At 59.0% G+C, this 19837-nt stretch carries 13 protein-coding genes and 1 tRNA gene; 4 read left to right on the top strand and 10 right to left on the bottom strand.

Annotated elements, in window-relative coordinates; translation table 11 throughout:
* Positions 1-85 precede the first annotated feature (85 nt).
* Both ACKUTP_RS02880 and ACKUTP_RS02875 read right to left on the bottom strand, forming a co-directional pair.
* On the bottom strand, positions 86-1402 hold the full coding sequence (locus ACKUTP_RS02880) for an ABC transporter substrate-binding protein (RefSeq protein WP_195240873.1): 1317 nt from the start codon (positions 1400-1402) through the stop codon (positions 86-88).
* A 306-nt stretch (positions 1403-1708) separates the two neighbouring features.
* On the bottom strand, positions 1709-2428 hold the full coding sequence (locus tag ACKUTP_RS02875; RefSeq protein ID WP_035137765.1) for a GntR family transcriptional regulator: 720 nt from the start codon (positions 2426-2428) through the stop codon (positions 1709-1711).
* 229 nt (positions 2429-2657) lie between these two features.
* Here ACKUTP_RS02875 and ACKUTP_RS02870 point away from each other — a divergent pair, with 229 nt between their 5' ends.
* From ACKUTP_RS02870 to ACKUTP_RS02855, 4 genes are all read left to right on the top strand, one after another.
* Positions 2658-5108, top strand: coding sequence for a PTS transporter subunit EIIC (locus ACKUTP_RS02870; protein ID WP_409063508.1), 2451 nt, complete (start codon positions 2658-2660; stop codon positions 5106-5108).
* Between the two features lie 125 nt (positions 5109-5233).
* A complete protein-coding gene (locus ACKUTP_RS02865) occupies positions 5234-6247 on the top strand; it encodes a polyprenyl synthetase family protein (RefSeq protein ID WP_346979634.1) in 1014 nt (337 codons plus the stop codon).
* A gap of 138 nt (positions 6248-6385) precedes the next feature.
* Positions 6386-7291 carry a peptidoglycan-binding protein gene (locus tag ACKUTP_RS02860; protein WP_022094145.1) on the top strand — a complete coding sequence of 302 codons (906 nt, stop codon included), beginning with the start codon at positions 6386-6388 and terminating at the stop codon, positions 7289-7291.
* A gap of 38 nt (positions 7292-7329) precedes the next feature.
* Positions 7330-7404 (top strand) — tRNA-Gln (locus ACKUTP_RS02855).
* 519 nt (positions 7405-7923) lie between these two features.
* Here the strand turns inward: ACKUTP_RS02855 and ACKUTP_RS02850 are convergent.
* The 8 genes from ACKUTP_RS02850 to acpS all read right to left on the bottom strand — a co-directional run bounded on the left by ACKUTP_RS02850 (position 7924) and on the right by acpS (position 19807).
* The gene (locus tag ACKUTP_RS02850; protein WP_409063507.1) at positions 7924-10098 is read right to left on the bottom strand and encodes a hypothetical protein; all 2175 of its coding nucleotides are present in this window, start codon (positions 10096-10098) and stop codon (positions 7924-7926) included.
* 183 nt (positions 10099-10281) lie between these two features.
* Positions 10282-12171 carry a carbon starvation protein A gene (locus ACKUTP_RS02845; RefSeq protein WP_409063506.1) on the bottom strand — a complete coding sequence of 630 codons (1890 nt, stop codon included), beginning with the start codon at positions 12169-12171 and terminating at the stop codon, positions 10282-10284.
* A gap of 812 nt (positions 12172-12983) precedes the next feature.
* Positions 12984-15368, bottom strand: coding sequence for a tRNA (adenosine(37)-N6)-threonylcarbamoyltransferase complex transferase subunit TsaD (gene tsaD / locus ACKUTP_RS02840; RefSeq protein ID WP_368144613.1), 2385 nt, complete (start codon positions 15366-15368; stop codon positions 12984-12986).
* On the bottom strand, positions 15355-15861 hold the full coding sequence (tsaE, locus tag ACKUTP_RS02835) for a tRNA (adenosine(37)-N6)-threonylcarbamoyltransferase complex ATPase subunit type 1 TsaE (protein ID WP_117735673.1): 507 nt from the start codon (positions 15859-15861) through the stop codon (positions 15355-15357). The genes tsaD and tsaE overlap by 14 nt, the downstream gene beginning before the upstream one ends.
* A gap of 12 nt (positions 15862-15873) precedes the next feature.
* Entirely contained in the window at positions 15874-16494 is a 621-nt protein-coding gene (locus ACKUTP_RS02830) for a uracil-DNA glycosylase (RefSeq protein WP_006235848.1), read from the bottom strand.
* A gap of 8 nt (positions 16495-16502) precedes the next feature.
* Complete coding sequence (alr, locus tag ACKUTP_RS02825) at positions 16503-17648, bottom strand: alanine racemase (protein ID WP_409063505.1); 1146 nt, start codon at positions 17646-17648, stop codon at positions 16503-16505.
* 2 nt (positions 17649-17650) lie between these two features.
* Entirely contained in the window at positions 17651-19267 is a 1617-nt protein-coding gene (locus ACKUTP_RS02820) for an NAD(P)H-hydrate dehydratase (protein WP_368138321.1), read from the bottom strand.
* On the bottom strand, positions 19268-19807 hold the full coding sequence (acpS, locus tag ACKUTP_RS02815) for a holo-ACP synthase (RefSeq protein WP_409063504.1): 540 nt from the start codon (positions 19805-19807) through the stop codon (positions 19268-19270).
* Positions 19808-19837 lie beyond the last annotated feature (30 nt).

Genomic DNA, 19837 nt, shown 5'->3' with positions numbered 1-19837 from the left:
AAGGGTCCTTTCAATATGCAGGGGGCGGGCAAACCAACGTCTGCCCGCCCCCTGTCGCTAATCAGATAGCTTGGGCAGCAACTACTTACTCGGAAGCAGCCTTCTCGGTCTTCCAGCCATCGACGAAGGCGTTCTTGACGCCGTCCCACTTGGTGTTATCGGCAGCGTAGGCAATCAGAGCCTGCTTGAGGTTCTTCTTCCACTCCTCGGAGGGAATGTAGACGAAGTCCCAAGCGACGGTCTTCTTGCCGTCCTTGGCCATGGCAACGGCCTGCTGCGAGAAGACGTTGGTAGTCTCCTTGGCGCTCTTGAACGGAGCGGTCAGACCCATCTTGTCGGCGATGATGCTGGTCGGGGTGTCAGCGGTGACGCACCAATACATGAAGTCCTCGGTGGCCTTCTGGGCATCCTCGGAAGCCTGGGAACTGACGCACCAGTAGTTCTCGCCGCCGGAGCACAGGCCCTGGTTCTCCTCGCCGTCAACACCGATGTAGATCGGCATCATGCCAATCTGATCGTCGGTCATGCCGGCCTTGACGAGGTCAGAGTAGGCCCAAGAGCCGTTCTGGTAGAAGACGGCCTTGCCGGTTGCGAACTCGTTGGTGGCGTCGTCGCCGGTCTTGGAAGCAAGCTGCGAAGGATCGCAGGTGGAGTCGGTGATGTACAGGTCGAAGATCTGCTTGTAGTTGTCGAGGAACTCACCCTTGATCTCGTCGTCCTCCTGGTTGTGCTCCTTCTCAAACTCGTAGTAGAGCGGCATGTTGGCAAGGTGGGTGGTGTAGCGCCAGCTGGAGGAGTCGTCCATGCCGGCGGAAGTGAAGGCACCCTCGACACCAAGCTCGTCCTTGCGGGCCTGGATGTCATCGGCACAAGCCTTCAGCTTGTCGAAGGAGTTGATGTCCTCGGCCTTGTAGCCAGCCTTCTCGAGCAGCTGCTTGTTGTAGATGATGCCGAAGCTCTCCTGAACCCAGTCGATGCACACATCCTTGCCGTCGGACTGCAGAGCCAGGGAGTCGTCAATGAGCTCACCGCGGAGCTTGGTATCGGACAGGTCGGCGCAGTAATCCTTCCAGTTCTTAAGACCGGTGGGGCCGTTGACCTGGAACAGGGTCGGAGCGGAGCTCTTGGACATCTCGGACTTGAGCTTCTCCTCGTAGGTGTTGGAGGCAGCGGTCACGATCTTGACCTCGACGCCCTTCTCCTTCTTATAGGCCTTGGCGATCTCCTTCCACTCCTTGTCGACCTCGGGCTTGAATTGGAGGAAGTAGACCTCGGCAGCGTCACCAGAAGCAGAGGAGCCGGAGCCGGCAGAACCACCGCAACCCACGAGGCCCAGACCAAGAACTGCAGCCGCGGAACCAGCAAAGCCCAGGAACTGCCTTCTGCTCATTTCGTTCTTCATTACAATCCACCCTTTCACACCGTGGCGGCACCCTTTGCCGCCGCCTTCGGAGATTGGCTCGGGGACTTTGCCCCTTTTGCTGATTTGAACGATACGCTATTTGGCTAGTTGTTTGAACAAGTATTACTAGAGCGGTAGAAAAACTTCGGTGAACGGTAATTTCAACTTGATACTTGACAAGTTTTGTATAAACAATTATTTGTTATCGAATGCAGAGAAAACGCCCGGTCAAGCCGATGTACCGTCGGTTTGACCGGGCGTTTTCTCTTTGAGGCCATGAGTCTCGTCAGGCTGCGAGCTAGCCGGCTATCGCTTGGAATTGACACGGTAATGGAAGATCTCGGGGTGTGTGCGAGTGTGCGTCACCTCAAACAAGATACCGTCCGAGGTGTACGACTGACTCTCCATGACGGCAACGCAGTTGTATTTGCCGAGGTCAAGATAGCTGCAGTCCTCATCGTTGGCGAGCTCGACACTCACCGTACGACGGCTCGCCATCACTTTGACACCGCGCTTGTGCTCCAGATAGCCGTAAATAGAATCTGCCGCGATCTCGGGAGTCAGGCCCTTGGCGATCGACGCCAAAAAATAGCCATGGTCCACTTGGCGCGCGTTGCCGTTGAGGCTTCGGACACGCACTACGCGAATCAACTCCTCGCCCACCTTAAAGCCCAGGTGACGAGAGAGTTGCTCGGTGCAAACCAGATGTTCGAAAGACTTAACGTCCGTAGATGCAACGGCATTGTTGCGCTTTGCAAACTCGCCAAACGACTCAACCTCTTCGAGTGCGCCCAACATGTCGGTTTCGCCCTTAAGCCAAATAACGCGCACGCCCTTGCCGTGTATGGGCTGCACAAACATCCCGTCGGCCAGCATACCCAAGGCGCGACGGACGGTATTGCGAGTGCATCCGAACTCCGCGGTCAGCTCGGCTTCGGTTGGCAGCATCTCCTGAAACGCATAGGTCCCATTAATGATGCGCGAGCGTATTTCTCGGTAGATTCCTTCGTATATCGCTTTTGGCATTGTTTCACCTCTACATTATTCATTTCCGGCTAGGCACGATAGCATTTCTTAAAGTTGTTTAAACCGAATATCGGTAAAGCGACAGGATTTAACCGTTGACGGTTTCTGTCATGCCCAAATCGGTTTCGCTCAAAACTGCCGGTACGACAATCGTCTGGTCCTCTACAATGAATCCATTGTTTAAACGTTTCCCCACGCGCAACGCGCCTCGATATTCGGAAGGCAGAACATGCTGCAAAAAATCCAACGCTTTGGCGGGGCAATGTTCGCGCCCGCCATGCTGTTTTCTATATCAGGCCTCATGGTCGGCGTCTCCGCTCTCGCAACGACTGCGGACATCGTCGGCGATCTCGCCGTATACGGAACCCCTTGGTACGCTTTTTGGACCATCATCCAGCGCGGCTCGTGGACGGTCTTTAAACGCCTCCCGCTCCTTTTTGCCGTAGCGCTGCCCATCGGTCTTGCCCAAAAACAACCGGCTCGTTGCTGCCTCGAGGCTCTCGTCGCCTATTTTGCCTACTGCTTCTTTTTGAGCGAGATCATTAAGCTGAGCGGAGACAATCTTGGACTTAAGTACCCGTCATCTTTGACCTCCGCCAGCGGTATCACCGTCATCGACGGCATCAAGACGCTCGACACCGGCATTATCGGCCCGCTGGCGGTATCGGCAACCGTCGTTGCCATCCATGACCGCTTCTACGATGCCAAGGTTCCCGATTGGCTCGGCACCTTCTCGGGCTCCTCGCTGGTCTACCTCATCAGCTTTTTTGCCGTGTTTGCCCTTGCCGCTATCTCGGCCGCCATCGTGCCCTCCGTATACGCAATGACCGAAACGCTGCGCCATGCACTTACGAGCGTCGGCCCCTTTGGCGTGGGCATCTTTGTGCTTTTGGAGCGAGCGCTCGAGCCCATGGGGCTGCACCACCTGCTCTACATGCCGATCTACTACGACAACCTGGTCATTAACGACGGCATCTACGCCACGTGGAGCAGCTTGCTCCCCATCCTCTCCCATAGCACGCGCCCCCTTAATGAACTTGCGCCGTGGGCCGGTTTTACCGCCACCGGCTGGGTCAAGCTCTTTGGCCTTCCCGCCATCGCAGCCGCGTTCTACTCCACCGCAAAACCAGAGCGCCGCGCCGGCCTTAAGGTCATCCTTTTGCCCGCCATCGTCGCCTCGGTGGTTTGCGGCGTTACCGAGCCACTCGAGTTTCTCTTTATGTTCACCCACCCCGGGCTCTTTTTGCTCTACGCCGTCTTATCGTCTTGCCTTGCCACAACCATGAATCTCTTTGGCATCGTCGGCATCTTCTCGGGCGGCTTGATTGAGATGGCAGCCTTCAACTTTATTCCGCTCATGCGCACGCATGCCGGTGCCTATCTTTTGGCGCTCGGTATCGGCCTTGCCTTTAGCCTCATCTTTTTTGTTAGTTTTCGAGCACTCATCTTGGTCTATGACCTTAAGACGCCGGGCCGCGAGGATCATGTTGCCAATCGCGCGGCAATCGATCGTTTAACGGAAAGCGGCTTTGCCAAAGAGCAATCTCCCAATGACGAGGTCAATAGTCGATCCGATCAAGATCACGTCCTCGCTGAGCGGGTAATTCAGCTTTTAGGTGGCGTTGGCAATATTGTGGGCGCAACCAACTGCGCCACGCGCCTGCGCGTCGAGGTCGCAGACCCTTCCATCGTTGCAGATAACGCGTCGTTTGTCGCGGTGGGCGCCAAGGGCCTCATCATTACGGACAAGACCGCCCAGGTGGTCATCGGCATCTCCGTTCCCCGCGTTAAAGAGCATTTTGACCAGATCATGGGCCTCGAGCCGGAATTTGTGCCCACCGCCTCGGCCTCCCCTGCCGCCAGCGCAGCCCATAAGCGCGGCGATATTTGCTTCTTCGATATCGACGGAACGCTCGCCTGGCAAGACCCCAGGCTCGCCCAAGACCTTCCCGAAGACGAGCGGGACCTCTCCCCCTATCCCAACGAGGCGGTCTCGCAGGCCATCCGCGAGTTTGTCGCCAACGGCAACATGGCCTTTATCTGCACGGGACGCACCCTGAGCTGCATCCACCCCAAACTTCTTGAGCTGCCCTGGACCGGCATCGTCTGTCTTGCGGGCGGTTACGCCGAGATCAACGGACACGCAATTCGCGATCTGTCGATGACGCCCAGTATGCTGCAGCGTCTTGCCCCCTACCTTGAGCAATCGGGCGAGGTCATCCGCTTTGAGGGCCTCAACGGCGTCGTGCGCATGAGTGCCGATGCCCCCGATGCCCCCGGATACGCGCGCACCCTGGGCGACGCAGTCACGCAGCTGCAACATTACAGTGTCTACAAGATCTTGATGTCTACATCGCTCGCCAACCGCATCGCCCAAGATAAGGCACTTGAGCCGCTGCTGTGCTTTAACGAGCTCGAACTCGAGGTAACCGAAATCTCGCCCCGCGAATGCACGAAGCGCGGGGGCATCCAGTCTGTACTCGATGCCCTCGATCCCCACCACGGAACCGTATACGGCATCGGCGACGCCAGCAATGACGTCTCGCTGATGAACGCCGTCGATGTCGGTATCGCCATGGGCAATGCGCCGGACTATCTCAAGGATAAGGCCGATTACGTGACCGACACCGTCGATCACGACGGTGTCGTTGCGGCGCTCGAGCATTTTAGGCTGATTTAGGCGCGCTCCATCAAACGCACGCCCGTTGTCCTAAATCGCCAAAACTGCCGCGCCAAACGCCCTGATGTGGCAATATGTTGTCTGCATATTGCACCAATGCAACCTCAGAAAGAATGCGAGAACCCGTGTCCAGTCCGTTTACCAGCTTTTTAGCCCAGCACTTTGACCAGATTAACGACTATCTGGCCACGTTCTTTGACGGACAGGCGACCTCTGCCGATATCGAGCGCTACCTGTACGCGCCGCTCTCGGCTTTTACGGCCAACGCCGGCAAGCGCCACCGCCCGCTTATCTGCATGCTCGCCGCAACCGCAGTGGGCGGTAGCTTTGAGAGTGCCCGCAGCGCTGCGGCAGCCATCGAACATTTCCAGTCGGGCGCGCTGATCCACGACGACATCGCCGACAACGGACAGCTTCGTCGAGGCAAGCCCTGCATGCACCTTACCGAGGGCACGGGGCTTGCCATCAATTGTGGCGACCTGGCGCTCACCATGGTCACCAAGACCGTTCTCGACGACCCCACGCTGGAGTCCGACGTGAAGCTGCGCGTGCTCCACGAGCTAACCGAGATGATCGTCCGCACCATCGAGGGTCAAGCGCTCGACCTGGGTTGGGTCCGTGACGGGCGCTTTGATATCTCGGTTGATGACTACCTGGACATGGCGACGCACAAGACCGCGTTTTACAGCGGAGCCACGCCGCTTGCCGCCGGAGCCATTATCGGCGGCGGCAGCGATGAGCAAATCGAAGCGCTGCGCGCCTTTGGCCTGCACACGGGCCTTGCCTTTCAGATTCAGGACGACCTGCTCAACCTTGTCGGCGCTAAGGAAGCCGCCAACAAGGACTTCCGCACCGACATCACCGAGGGCAAGCGCACGCTTGTCGCCGTACACGCCCTCTCTGATGAGCGCCACCACGACGAGGTCGAAGCGATTCTTTCCTCGGGTACCGATGATCCCGCGCAGCTCGCACGCGCCGTGGAGATCTTTCAGGAAACCGGCTCCATCGATTACGCCCACACTTACGCGCTCGACCTGACCGCTAAGGCCAAAGCGGCCATCGAGAACGTTGAGCTTGATCCGCACGCACGCGAGCTGTTCCTCTCCATGGCAGATTTCTTTGTGGAGCGCCTTAACTAACGGGGGTTATAAAACCTGTCAGCAGCGTATTTAGGCACAACTTGCTACACTGTTGAGTGCATGTTTATGCATCCCTTTGCGTTGTCTATCCGACAGACGCTCAAATAGTACGAATGGTACGCCGAAAGGGGTTCGTTCATGGAACCTATTACAACGGGCATGCAAGGAGCAGCCGTCGAGGACGTGCAGTCTCGTCTCCTGCAGCTCGGCTACACGATTGATGCCGCCGAAGTCACCGACAAGTACTTTGGAGCCACCACTGAGCAGGCCGTCAGCACCTTCAGGCTCGACAGCGGCCTTGCTGCCGGTCATGCCGTCGATATCCCCTGTTGGAGCGCCCTTGTAGACGCTTCGTATAAGCTGGGCGACCGCACCCTCTATCTGCGCATGCCCAATTTCCATGGCGCCGATGTGCAGGCCCTGCAGCGCGCTCTCAACGTTTTGGGCTTTGCCTGTGGCGAAGACGACGGCTACTTTGGTCCGCATACCGAGGCCGCCCTGCAGCAGTTCCAGGAAAATGTCGGCCTGTTTGCCGACGGCATGGCCTTCCAGGACACCTACGCCTACATCAACCGCCTGCACCATGTGTGGGAGGGCAAGCCCTCGGTCACCGAAGCCGAGTCCCGCATCGGTTTTGCTCGCGCCGCCAACGTGCTCGAGCGCTTTCAGATTGCCGTTATCGGCGAGGACCCCATCGCACGCAGTGTTGCGTCGCGTATGTGGAATATCGCCACGGCAACGACCGACAACAGCGGCATGATGCTCTGCGACTCCGAGGTCCCAACCGACGTTGACCTGGTGCTCGAGATCGCAAGCGACGAGCTGCCCGCCGACGCCGCACCGCGCGCCACGATTGCCCTCGCCGAGTGCCACAACCTGGCCCAGCGCATCCGCACCGCCAATGTCGCCGCGCAGCAGAAGCCGGCTCGCATTCGCATTGAGCTCACGGGCATGACGCGCTACAACGGCACCTTCACGGCCAGCGACGCGCAGACACTCGCCGTACGCCTGCTCGATGGCGTTTGCGATGCCCTCGCAGATTAGGTAAACTAAACGAGTTGCTTTTGGGCAACACCACACATTGGGACGTAGTTCAACGGTAGAACTCCGGTTTTTGGTGCCGGCTGTTGGGGGTTCGAATCCCTCCGTCCCAGCCATTAAAATTGAGCGCCCTGAGCCCATAACGGCCCAGGGCGCTTTCTTGTGGGCAAGCGGAGGGATTCGAGAACCCGCAAGGGTGCGGAGCTGAGGAAACGCGAAGCGTTTTCCAGCGCAGCACGCAAGGAGCGAAGCGACGCAGCGGGGCGCGGCCGCCGAAAAGGCGGACGCGGAATCCCTCCGTCCCACAGCCGGCACTTGGAGACGTTCCTAAAGTGCCGGCACTAAAGGAACGTCTCCAAGTGCCGGCCTCCCAAAAATCTACCTTTAAAAGACAGGCGCCCCAAGCCCATAAGGACCAAGAGCGCCTTTCATCTAGAAAATATCAGCCCAGTTCCGAAAAGCGACCCGCATGCGACAACCAAGTAGCCGCAGGCCCCGGGAGAGTGGGGACACCGGCTTAGGTTTATCGCGAGTTCCGCACGAACAGGAGGCCACTTAATGTGGCCTCCGTCGTGAGCAGGACTGTAGAGCAGGAAACCTAAGCCGGTGTCCCCACTCTCCCGGGGCCGAACGCCCTAGTTGTTGAGCATGCGGTCGAAGCTTCCCGAGTCGCCATCCCGATAGTCTGCGGTCATCAGGATCTCCTGCGGAATACGCCCGCCCTCGCGCAGCACGTTGCGGAACTGCACGCGCGTAACCATGGGCAGATCCTTGATCGTCGCTGCCAGGTTCTGCGGCACGCCCTGGTTGGCAGCAGCGGGCTCGCACGCGCCGCCGGCCTTCACGCGACGCCTATGCTCGGCGAGCATGGCGCGGTACATGCCGGCATGCAGGCGAATCTCAACCACATTGGCATTGCGAGCCTGCTCGACGATGCGCGCGCCCTCGCGGTCGATATCGCCCACATAGTAGACGTAGTTAAAGCGATAGCCAATCTCGGCCAGATAATCGTCCAGGGCATGCGAGACGCTTGCCTTGCATCCGCCGCCAAAAATCACGCCGCCCACCTTGATGCCAAAGAGCTTGGCGTGCTTGCGGCCACGCAGCAGCTTGACGATCTCGTCGTAGGTGTCCAGGTTCTCGACCATAATGAACGGCTTGTCGGCACCCAGCGTAAAGAAACCCGTAAAGTGCACGGGGCGATTGGGAGCGACCTTGATCGCCTGCATGCTGATGCCTTTTTCGGTCATACGCCTGATCAGGCGCTCACCGTGCTTGCCGTCAAAAGCCTTCTCGTCGTTAAAGATCTGGTAGGCACGCTGGCGGCGCGAGGCAACCGGCGTATCGGCACCTCGGTTCTGCTCGATCCAAGCCTGGATGATTGCGATTTCCTCGGCAATCTTGCGGTTGGACATCTCGTTGTGCTGAGTGCGCTGCGGAGCCTTTTTGCCGTCCTTGCCCTCAACCTTTACGATCTGTGTCTGCTGCTCCTTGATCTTAGAGAGCGCCGTGGGCGTAGGGACAACCTTGAGCAGCTGCCTGCCTAAAACGCGGGCAAGGGCAAACGCCGAGACCTCGCCGTGAACGTCCGGCCTGGGCTGCTGGGCAGCAGTATCTGCTGCGGCAGACTCCGGCTTCTTCTGAGACTTGCGCTTAGAATCGCCTTGGGAATTGCGCTCGCGCTTCGGCATAGATGCCTGCTTCTGCGGACGAACGGACTTGCTCTCCTTCGCCGGCTGGCGCTTAGGCTGCCCCGAAGAAACCTCGGCCTTCGCATCCTCGTTCTGCGGCGTGGTCTTCTCGGTTGCAGTCTCGGCATGGGAACTGCGGCCCCCACGATGGCGACGGCGGCGAGGCTTGCTCGACGCGCCCTGCTCCGTCTGCTCATCAGTAGGCTGCTGGCCCTTGGCCTCGGCATCAACCTCAAGCTGCGGCTCAACAGGCTTCTGCTCGCGAGCCTCCGGCTCAACGGCCTTCTCGTCCTGGGTGGTCGAAACCGACTCGCCCTTCTCCTGATGCTTTACGGGATACGCGCGTCCCGCAAAACCGCGGCCGGGACGACACGAACCCGGAGCCTTCTTGGCAGACCCCTCAACATCGTCTGCAACCTCAGAAGACTCTTCAACCTCACGCGCGGCATCCTGCTGTGCAGTCTTAAAGTGAGCACCGCGACGACGCTTGGGCTCTTGGGCCTCCACGGGCTTTTGCTCCCTCGCGGGCTTCTGCGACTCGGCAGCAACCTCGGTCTCAACAGCCTCAGCATCCGTCTCACCCTTTCGAGCAACGGCGCGACGGAAGCGCTCCTGCTGGGCGCGGCGCTGCGCATCGCGCTTGCCACCCCCGCCAAAACCGCCGCGTCCTGCCTTGGCCGTAAAGGCACGCACGACGTTCTCATCGAGCAACTCATCGGTATCGACATGCTCACGCGGGGCAACTTCTTCCACAGCAGGCACGTCAGCGGGATCCTCGACGACAAAATCCTCGACGGACTCGGCAGGCTGCTCCTGGGCATCGCGGATCTCGGCATTGATGGTATAGAACGCCGGGCGCCCGTTAATGCCGCTACCCTCGATCTTGGTCACGATATTTGCCGCGATAAGCTCATCGCGCATCGCCTTGGTGTCACATTCCTTATCGACGGAACGGAAAATTTGCGCCAGCGCGCTCGACTTGATCTTGAGCGCCTTGCGGCAAAGCAGGTCGTAGGCAACCAGCTTGGCACGCTCAGCAGAAAGCGATGTCTGGCTGCTCAGACGCTCAGCCAGGGCATCGACATTATTTTGGTTATCGGAATATACCGTCTTGGCCACGGGGCCCCTTTCATATGTACACATATACGTCTATATGGTACAACGCGCGCCCTTATCCACGCAAAACATCTGCGAGAACACTCGAGCGTCACCCGCTTTTGCATGAAAAAAGACCGAGCCCGCGAAGTCGCGGACCCGGTCTTTCCGAGTCAAATGGATGGGAGATTCAACCCGTCCGACCGACTAGGCCTTGGCGACCTCGGCGTCGGCAGGAGCCTCAGCGGCAGCGGCGCGACCGTACTCGGCCTTGCCCATATCGGACCACTCGGGCTCCTCATCAGGCATGGAGCCAGCCTCCTTGCCGAAGAACTCCTTGAGGCAGTTGACGGCAACGATGAGGCCCAGGACCATCAGCAGGACGGCAAAGACGAGCTGCAGGCCCTTGGTGGCGGCGACGGAGACGGCGGCCGTGGTGGCGGTAGCCGGGATGGTACCGAAGAAACCGTAGGCCTGGACGGCGGTCATGCAGCCCATGGCGCTCTGGACCAGCGAGGTGAAGGTGCAGCAGAGCAGGAAGACGACGGGCACGTAGAGCATCCAGCCATTGCGGCCGGTGCACTTGCAGAACACGGCGAGGGTGATCATGGTCATGCCGCCGAGCAGCTGGTTGGAAGCACCAAAGAGCGGCCAGATGTTGGCATAGCCACCAAAAGCGAGAGCGAGACCGGGAAGCAGGGTAACGACCGTGGCGAACCAGGGGTTGCCGAGGACCTTCATGTAGCCGGCCTTGGACTCGATGGCCAGGGCATCGTTGGTCTGGGCAAAGAACTCGGAGAACGAAGTGCGGGCGATGCGGGCGACGGCGTCGAGCGAGGTCAGGGCCAGAGCGGAGACGTTCATGGTCATAAAGACGGTAGCAAGCGTGCCGTCAACACCGAAGGCCTGCATACCGCGGGAGATGCCAGCGGCGAAGATCTGGAACGGGGTGGAAGCGACACCGGCGTTGAGGGCGCCGGTACCGGCGGTGTTCATGTCGGAGAACATGATGCCGGCGACGATGATGGCAAGGATGCCGACGAAGGACTCGACGATCATGGCGCCGTAACCGACCTTGACGGCGTCCTGCTCCTTCTCGACCTGCTTAGAAGAGGTGCCGGAAGAAACGAGGCTGTGGAAACCGGAGAGAGCACCGCAAGCGACGGAGACGAACAGGACCGGGAACATCATGCCGGAGGCAGTGGAGAAGCCGGTGAAGACCGGAGCGGTGATAGTGGCCTGACCGTTGACGCCCAGGACGACGATGCCGAGGACAGCGCAGACGATCATGACAATCATCATGATGGAAGTAAGGTAGTCACGCGGGGTCTTGAGCATCTGGATGGGCATAGCGCCAGCAAAGACCAGGTAGACCATGACGACGGCGAACCACTGGAACTTATCCAGGTAGAGCGGGAACTGCATACCGACGGCGAACATGAGAACCATGAGGACCACGCCGGTGACGAACTCGGCAGCGCCGGTGAGGTTGAACTTCTTCTGGGCCCAACCAAAGGCGATAGCGACGAAGGTGAACAGGATGGAGATGGTACCAGCGCAGCCGGCGGCATAGGACTTGGTGAAGTCGATGGCACCGGTAGCAGCACCAGAAGCGTCAACGGCCGGGGTGAACATGAACGTCTTGCAGACCATGTCGGTGAAAGCGGCGATGACGATGATGCAGAACAGCCAGCAGAACAGCAGGAACAGGCGACGGCCGGTCTTGCCGATGTACTTCTCGATGAGCTGAGCCAGGGACTTGCCGTTGTTCTTCATCGAGGCGTACAGAGCGCCAAAGTCATGGACGGCGCCAAAGAAGATGCCGCCGACGAGGACCCAGAGCACGACGGGAAGCCAGCCGAAGGCCATGGCGACGATCGTACCCGTAACAGGGCCAGCACCGCAGATCGAGCTGAACTGGTGCGAGAACGCGGTGAAGGCGGAGACGGGCGAGAAGCTCTTGCCGTCCTTCATGCGCTTGGCCGGCGTGAGGGCCTCTTTGTCAACGCCCCACTTGTTGGCCAGCCAACGGCCGTAGCCCAGATAGCCGCAGGCGAGCACCGCCGCGGCCACAACCATGAGCAAAACTCCGTTCATTACATTTCCTCCTCTAAAAAGAACTTCCTAGACATAAAAAATGAGGGCCGTCGGTTGCGCTCGACGGCCCTCATCTTTATCAGCCGCCCGTTATCGTACGGGCTAGCTGTATGTGCTAACCCGCATCAGATAATTACTACGCTGATAATGTTTAGCTGATGCGTGAACATGTCTAAGAAATCCTCTTCAATCATGATGCGAACGATCCGTGCGTGTTCACATCCCCCAGTGGTTGAAAAGGAGTATGAAACTTTAGTTACCTAAAGTCAACGCAAATTTGTAATGAATTTTCGACTTTTTTGAATTTCTCGGTATAAAACGCCACTGACCTCGGACTTTACCCCACGACAGTTTTTGCATGAGAGATGCCCCTCGGGAGCGGGCGGGCGTATACAAGGTTTCCTGCTCTACAGTCCTGCTCGCACGGAGAGCACATTAAGTGCTCTCCGGCTCGTGCGGAACTCGCGATAAACCTTGTATACGCCCGCCCGCTCCCGAGGGGCTCCCATCCCAAATGCGGAGCAAAGCTCCGCACACCATCTTTTTCTTTCAGCTAAAGCACGCCGGAAATTCGACGCAGCTGGCTAACCTTGCCGGACGTTGTCGACGCCAATCCGGCTCAGAAGCCGCATCGGTACAGAAAGGTCCCCGGCGCTGCCCGGGCGCCAGCGGCCGCATATGAACTTTATCGCGAGTTCCGCACGAACAGGAGGCCACTTAATGTGGCCTCCGTCGTGAGCAGGACTGTAGAGCAGGAAAGTTCATATGCGGCCGCTGGCGCCCGGGCAGCGTCGGGGACCGCACCCGTACGACTACAGCGTCATGTTTGGATCGGCGTCGACGTCGAACGGCGAGATTTCACCTCGGTCGAATTTACGGCGGGCGACCTCCGCGATCATGGCTGCGTTATCGGTACAGGCAGACAAGGGCGGCACCGTTACGCGAATCCCCTGACGCCCAAGCTTCTTGATCATCATCTCGCGCAGATGCGGGTTGGCCGAGACGCCGCCACCGATGCAGTATTCCTTGCATCCGGTAGCGTGCAATGCGTTTTTGGCCTTCTTGTACTGCACGTCAAAGACAGCTGCCTCAAACGAAGCTGCCAGATCGGGCAGGTGAATCGTGCGCCCGGCCTTGGTCTCCTGTTCAATGTAGAGCGTCACAGCGGTTTTAAGGCCCGAAAGCGAGAAGCGATAGTCTCCCCTGCTGTTAAGCGCACGGGGGAAATCGATCGCCTTGGGGTTGCCCGTCTCGGCCAGCTTGGAAATGATGGGGCCACCGGGATAGCCCAGACCCAACGCCTTGGCTACCTTGTCGAAGGCCTCGCCCACAGCGTCGTCGAGCGTCTCACCGAGCACCTCGTAGTCGCCCCACGCCTTCACGTGCACGAGCATGGTGTGCCCACCCGAGACAAGCGTGAAGATAAACGGCGGTTTGAGGTCGGGTTGCGCCAGCAGGTTGGCAAACAGGTGCCCCTCCAGATGGTTGACGCATACGAGCGGCTTACCGGCAGCGTAGGCAAAGCCTTTGGCAAAGGCAACGCCCACCACGAGGGCGCCCACCAGGCCCGGACCCTGTGTCACGCCCACGGCGGCAAGCTCGCTGGGAGCAATGGCTCCACCCTCAAGACCAAGCGATGCTGCGGCATCCTCGAGCGCCGCATCCACGACACTCACAATCACCTCAACGTGTTTGCGCGAGGCGATCTCGGGCACCACGCCGCCAAAGCGGGCATGAAAATCAATCTGTGTCGACACCTGGTTGGCCAGCATATTGCCATCCGCATCGATAATCGCCACGGCCGTCTCGTCGCAGGAACTCTCGATAGCGAGCACCAGGCGGCGGCGCTCAATTTCGGCGCGCTCCCCCTCGGAGCGCCCAGGCGCAGGCAGCGGCCATACGCGTTGCTCGGCTGCCGTCGGCTCGGGCGAGGCGTTATCGACCGGAAGTACGAGGGGAAGTGGGGCCGTCATGACGATGGCGTCTTTGCCGACACCGTAGTAGCCACGACGACGACCCACCTCGGTAAAGCCCAGAGCGGCATAGAGCGCAATCGCGCCCTCGTTGCCGTCCTCGACCTCGAGCGAAGCCGTGGTGCAGCCGAGCATCTGGGCATCATAGCTCACATGCGACAGCAGCTTGCGGGCAATGCCCTCACGGCGATGTGCCGAGTCGACGGCGACATCCAGAATCTGCACATCACCGTCCACGACCATACCGCCGGCAAGGCCCAGCAGCTTGCCGTCGTCGTGTGCCACCCACCAACTACGCGGCGCAGCGACGTCCTCGCCCAGTTCGGACAGGAACATGCCCGGCGTCCACGCCTCGTGTCCGGCACCTTCAAAGCAGGCAGCCTCTAGCGCGCTCGCGCCCTCGGCATCCGCCGCGCCCATGGGACGGAACTGCAGATGACGACCGGCGAGCTCATCGGCAACGCCCGTAATTTCGCTCTGCGCACTCTCGGCAAGACCAAGACGCTTGCGCTCGTTTTCCTCGGCATCCGAAAGGCGCGTGTAAATCGGCAGGACGCGAGCCGGATCGCCGTCACCCGCAGCGTGCGCGAGCAGCAAGCCCTCGCCCGAAGGCCACCACAGGTCGCGCTCCACGCAGCGGGCGGTCTCGTCCTCACCCAGCAGCTTGCCATAGCGCACGAGACCGTCACCGGTCAGCTGAACCTGGTCCCAGTCCGCTGCTCGGCGCCACTCATCGAGCGCCACGGCGGCCTTGACCACGTGTTCGCGCTCAAATTGACGCTCGGGACCCTCATCGCCCAGCATATATAGTGCCGGATATACCTCACCGCGCATGGCATCGGCCAAGATACCAAGCTTGCCGCGCACGCCAGCCTTCCACGCCGTCCAAGCGCAAGCGTCGAGCGTCGACACGCCCAGCAGCGGAACATTGGCACCGCGCGCGAGGCCCTTGGCAGTGGAGATGCCGATGCGCACACCCGTAAACGACCCCGGGCCGCGGCCGACCACGTAGCAACCAACATCGCTGCGATCCAGACCGACTTGAGCCAGCACGCCATCAACGGTATTCACGAGCTCAACGTTGGCGTGACGGCGACACATGTGGTCGCCACTCACGAGCTTCGTCTCGCCCGTCTGCCCATCAATCCAGCTTGCCGCGCAGGCAAGCATGTCGGTCGAGGTATCGAGCGCCGCCACCAGCGCGTTGTCGTTATGCAAGCTCATCTTGTACAGCCTTATCAATCAAATGGGAAAGCTCCATTGCGCGGTCACCGTGCGCCTCGAGCGTTATCGTTCGCACATCACTGTCGCCCTCATCACGCTTGAGCGTCACCGAAAGATACTCATCCGTCAGCTCGTCTTGGAATTGTTCGCCCCATTCCAGCAGGCAAGCACCCTCATAGCCCAGCACATCGAAAATGCCCGTATCCTCGAGCTCGTAGGCATGCTCCAGACGGTATAGATCAAAGTGAAACAGCGGAATACGGCCTTGATCATGAACGGCCATGAGCGCAAACGTAGGGCTCGTAACCATATGCTCATCGCCCAGCCCGCGCGAGACGCCCTTGGTAAAGTGAGTTTTGCCCACCCCCAGGCCACCGGTCAGGATGAGCACATCGCCGTCCTCAAGGCACGGTGCAATTAGCTCGCCAAAGTACTCCGTATCGGCAGCGCAAGTCGTTTTGTAAGTACCTACCCCCAGGCGCTCCAGGGACATATATGCTCCTTATTATTCCGAGGCGTCCTCTGGTGCGGGATGTCGCTCCAGATAGTCGCCCAGCATCTTAAAGTCTTCCTCCAGCAGTTCCTGCCACGCCGGATTGCGTAGCGCTGCTGCCGGATGGAACGTGGGCATTACTACAAAATGCCCCATCTGGTGGAACCTGCCGCGCAGCTTAGTAATGCCAATCTCGGTCTTAAGCACAAAGTGCGTCGCGGGGTTGCCGAGCGTCACGATAATATCGGGCCAGATGCTTCGAATCTGCTCACGCAAAAACGGCGAGCAAGCCAGCACTTCCTCGGGACGTGGATTGCGGTTTCCCGGCGGGCGGCACTTAAGCACGTTGGCAATGTAGACGTCTTCGCGTTTGAGCCCCGCCAGCGACAAAATGCCGTTGAGGTCCTCGCCTGCCGCCCCCACAAAGGGCTCGCCCTGCAAATCCTCATTGCGGCCCGGCGCCTCGCCAATAAACATCACACGAGCGCGGGGGTTTCCCACGCCAAACACGATATTGTGACGCGACTGGTAGAGCTGGCAGAGGTGACAATCGCCCAGAACGGCCTCAATTTCCTCGAGTGCGACCTCACGTGGTGCCTGATGGGTATGGCCGGGGATGTGCATGACGCCCATAGCGGCTCCTACACGTAGACCTTGTCGAGACGCATGCCAAAGCCGCAGGCGACCTCGTAGTTAATCGTTCCGCGCAGTCGGGCCATCTCGTCCATAGTGATCTCGGCATCGCCATCGCGGCCGACAATAATCATCTCGTCACCATACTCGGCCTCGGGAATCTCGTGTGCCGGGTTGGACTGAATGGCGACCATAAACTGGTCCATGCAGATATTGCCAACCTGATGCACGCGCTCGCCGCGATACAGCACATCCATACGATTGGAAAGCGTACGCGATAGGCCATCGGCATAACCGATCGGCAGCGTGCAGATCTGAACGCGCGTACGCGGTACGCGGTAGGTAAAACCGTAGCCCACGCCCTCACCCATCGCAGGGTGTGCCACGCGCGTCACACGCGCATGGACGCTCATAACGGGATCAAGCTGCATCACGCGGCCACTCAGCTCGCACGGCTGCATGCCATACAAGCCAACGCCGGCGCGAATCATATCAAAATGCATCGAAGGGTCGAGCATCGAGGACGGCGTGTTGGCGCAGTGCACGATACCGCACTCAAAGCCCGCATCCTTAATGGCCTGAACGGCCTCGGTAAAGCGCTGACACTGCAGTTTGTAGTCCCAGCCCGAAGGTTCATCGGCCGTGGCGAAGTGCGTAAATACGCCGTCGCACTGAATACCGCGATGGAAATTTATACCGCGGACAAAGTCGAGCACCTGCGTGTAGTGAACGCCGATACGATTCATGCCCGTCTCGATGGCGAGATGATACTTGCCCACTTTGCCCGCCGCGACGGCACATTCGCCATACGCAAGAGCAAAGTCAGACGTATAGACCGAGGGCATGATATCAAACTCGAGCAACGTCGGAATGGCCTCGATAGGCGGCTCGCTTAGGATGAGGATGGGTTTCGTAATCCCGCCCTGTCGGAGCTCAACGCCCTCGTTAACCGTCGCCACGGCAAACATGTCGGCACCGGCCGAATACATGATCTTGGCGCACTCAACAGCTCCATGGCCATAAGCATCGGCCTTGACCACGCAGCACAGGCGCTGACGTGGATTCAGCAAGTTCTTGTAGGCCCTCGTGTTACGACGGAGCGCCCCACGGTCGATCTCGACCCAGGACCAGCGCGTCAAAACGGCTTTATTCATGATTAGTCATCCGACCCTTCGTCCATGATTCCCAGATCTTCGAGCGCATCCTTTGCCGCCAGCTCCATGGCAGGACCGATCAAGTCGATAAGATCGGTCGCGATAACGCTCTTCTCACCATACTCCGTCGCCGCGGCAAAACCGGCGTAGCTGTGAAGTGCGACGGCGTACGAATACAGCAACTCCCAACGATCCATCTCGTCGCGCATGGTGGCAAGCGTGCCGGCCAAAATACCCGCGAGAACATCACCCGAACCGGCAGTTGCTAGAGAAGCCGGACCCGAGAGCGGCAGCAACACACGCTCAACGCCACAGATAGCCGTCGTCGGCCCCTTGGCAATGACCACCAGATTGTCGGAGCCTGCAGCCCAGACAACCTTCTGCGCGGCCGCAATCGCGGTACCAAGGTCGTTCACCTCGTCACCGGCAACCAGACGCGAAAGCTCACGATAGTGCGGCGTCATAACCAACGGCTGCTCGCGACGATACATCTCGGGATTACTATCAATACCGTCAATGGCAATCTTAGCAAGGCAGTTGAGTGCATCGGCGTCCAAAATAAGCGGCACATCAAGCTCGAGCAAGCCCGAAACCACCTGCATAGCGCCGGCAGATGTCGTCATACCGGGACCGCACAGTACACAGCTGTACTTCTTTGCAATCTCGCACACCGTCATGCGCGCAGCGGCGCCAAAGGAGCCGCGGGAATCAGACGGAATAGCAAAGACGGGAATCGAAGGAAGTGCCATGCGAATAAGATTGGCGCAGGCGTCAGGAGCCGCGACTGCCACGTAACCAGCACCCGCGCGAGCTGCAGACTTGGCCGCCATAATGGCAGCACCAGGATATTGCGCAGATCCGGCGACAATAAGCACAGAGCCACGGGAATACTTATCGATATTCGTAGGAAGTGGAGCAAAGTAATCGACTAAGTCACCGGGCTCGACAATCTCGGCGGCGTGTTCGACATCATCGATGACCTCGTCAAGACGGTCGTAAAGATTGCCGCAGATCAAATCGCCAGCATACTCAGGACCATCAGCGCTATACAGACCAATCTTGGGCGCAATCATCGTCACCGTATGCTCGGCACGAATGCAGTCGTCATCAACAACGCCCGTCTCGGCATTCAGGCCCGAGGGGACATCAATGGATACGACACAATCGGCGCATTCATTGACCGTAGGAATCCAGATGGAGAACGGCGCACGCAGATTCCCGTGGAAACCGGTACCAAAAATGGCATCGACAACAACATCGGCCTTATCGATCAAAACCTCGAGTTCGTCACGCGAGGGGCCGACGCAAACGTGCACATCGCGGCCGGCAGTACGACGAGCAACATGACGTGCCAGAGCAGCAGGAATCTCATCCGGCTCAACCGGAGAAACGATATCGACGTCCACACCCTTATGGCTCAGAATATCGGCGGCAACCCAACCGTCGCCGCCATTATTACCAAAACCGACCAGAACGAGAACCCGATCGGGATTGAGCTTCAAGACCTCGTTGGCGGCAAACTCACCCGCTAGCTCCATAAGCTCGGCCTTCGAAGTCCCTTCGCGTTCGATGATATCCTCGAGACGAACGACTTCTTCGGTACTCAAAACCGGTTTCATCTATGCTCCTAGCGTATCTTGCGAAGCATCGCCCAGGTGCTCCGTCAATGCTGAATTCTGCAGCTGCTCAAGCTCATCTAAAACAGAGCGAGCCTCTTTAAATGTCTGCGCTACGCGTTTCTTGGTACTCACCTTTTCCTCTTTTGCCTTAGGCCGAGCATCTTCGGTAATCGCGATGGCATTCGCAACGGCTAAGTCTCCTGTAAGCGTAATGGAAAGAGCGACCTCAACAACACCCAGCTCTTGAGCGATCTCGAGAGCACGGCCCGAAAGCAGCGCTTTCGGTTTGCCGAGTTTATCACGCGTAACCGAAACATCCTTGCGACCAACGCCTTGACTAAAACCCGTGCCGAGAGCTTTAAGTACCGCCTCGCGCGAAGCAAAGCGGCTGGCATAGTGAGCAGCGGGGCGCGATGATGCATCACAATACGCACGCTCTTCTTCGGTAAACACACGCCGAGCAAACGACGGCGTCTTTTCAAGTATTGATTTCATACGGGAAATCTCGACGATATCAACGCCGATACCAGCTTCAGCCATGTTCACCTCCATATCGCACAGACTAAGTTA

Origin of the sequence: Collinsella sp. wc0529 (genome assembly GCF_046116875.1) — a bacterium.
GTDB lineage: Bacteria > Actinomycetota > Coriobacteriia > Coriobacteriales > Coriobacteriaceae > Collinsella.
Note: the sequence above shows the minus strand (reverse complement) of the source record. Positions and strands in the feature narration are given on the sequence as shown.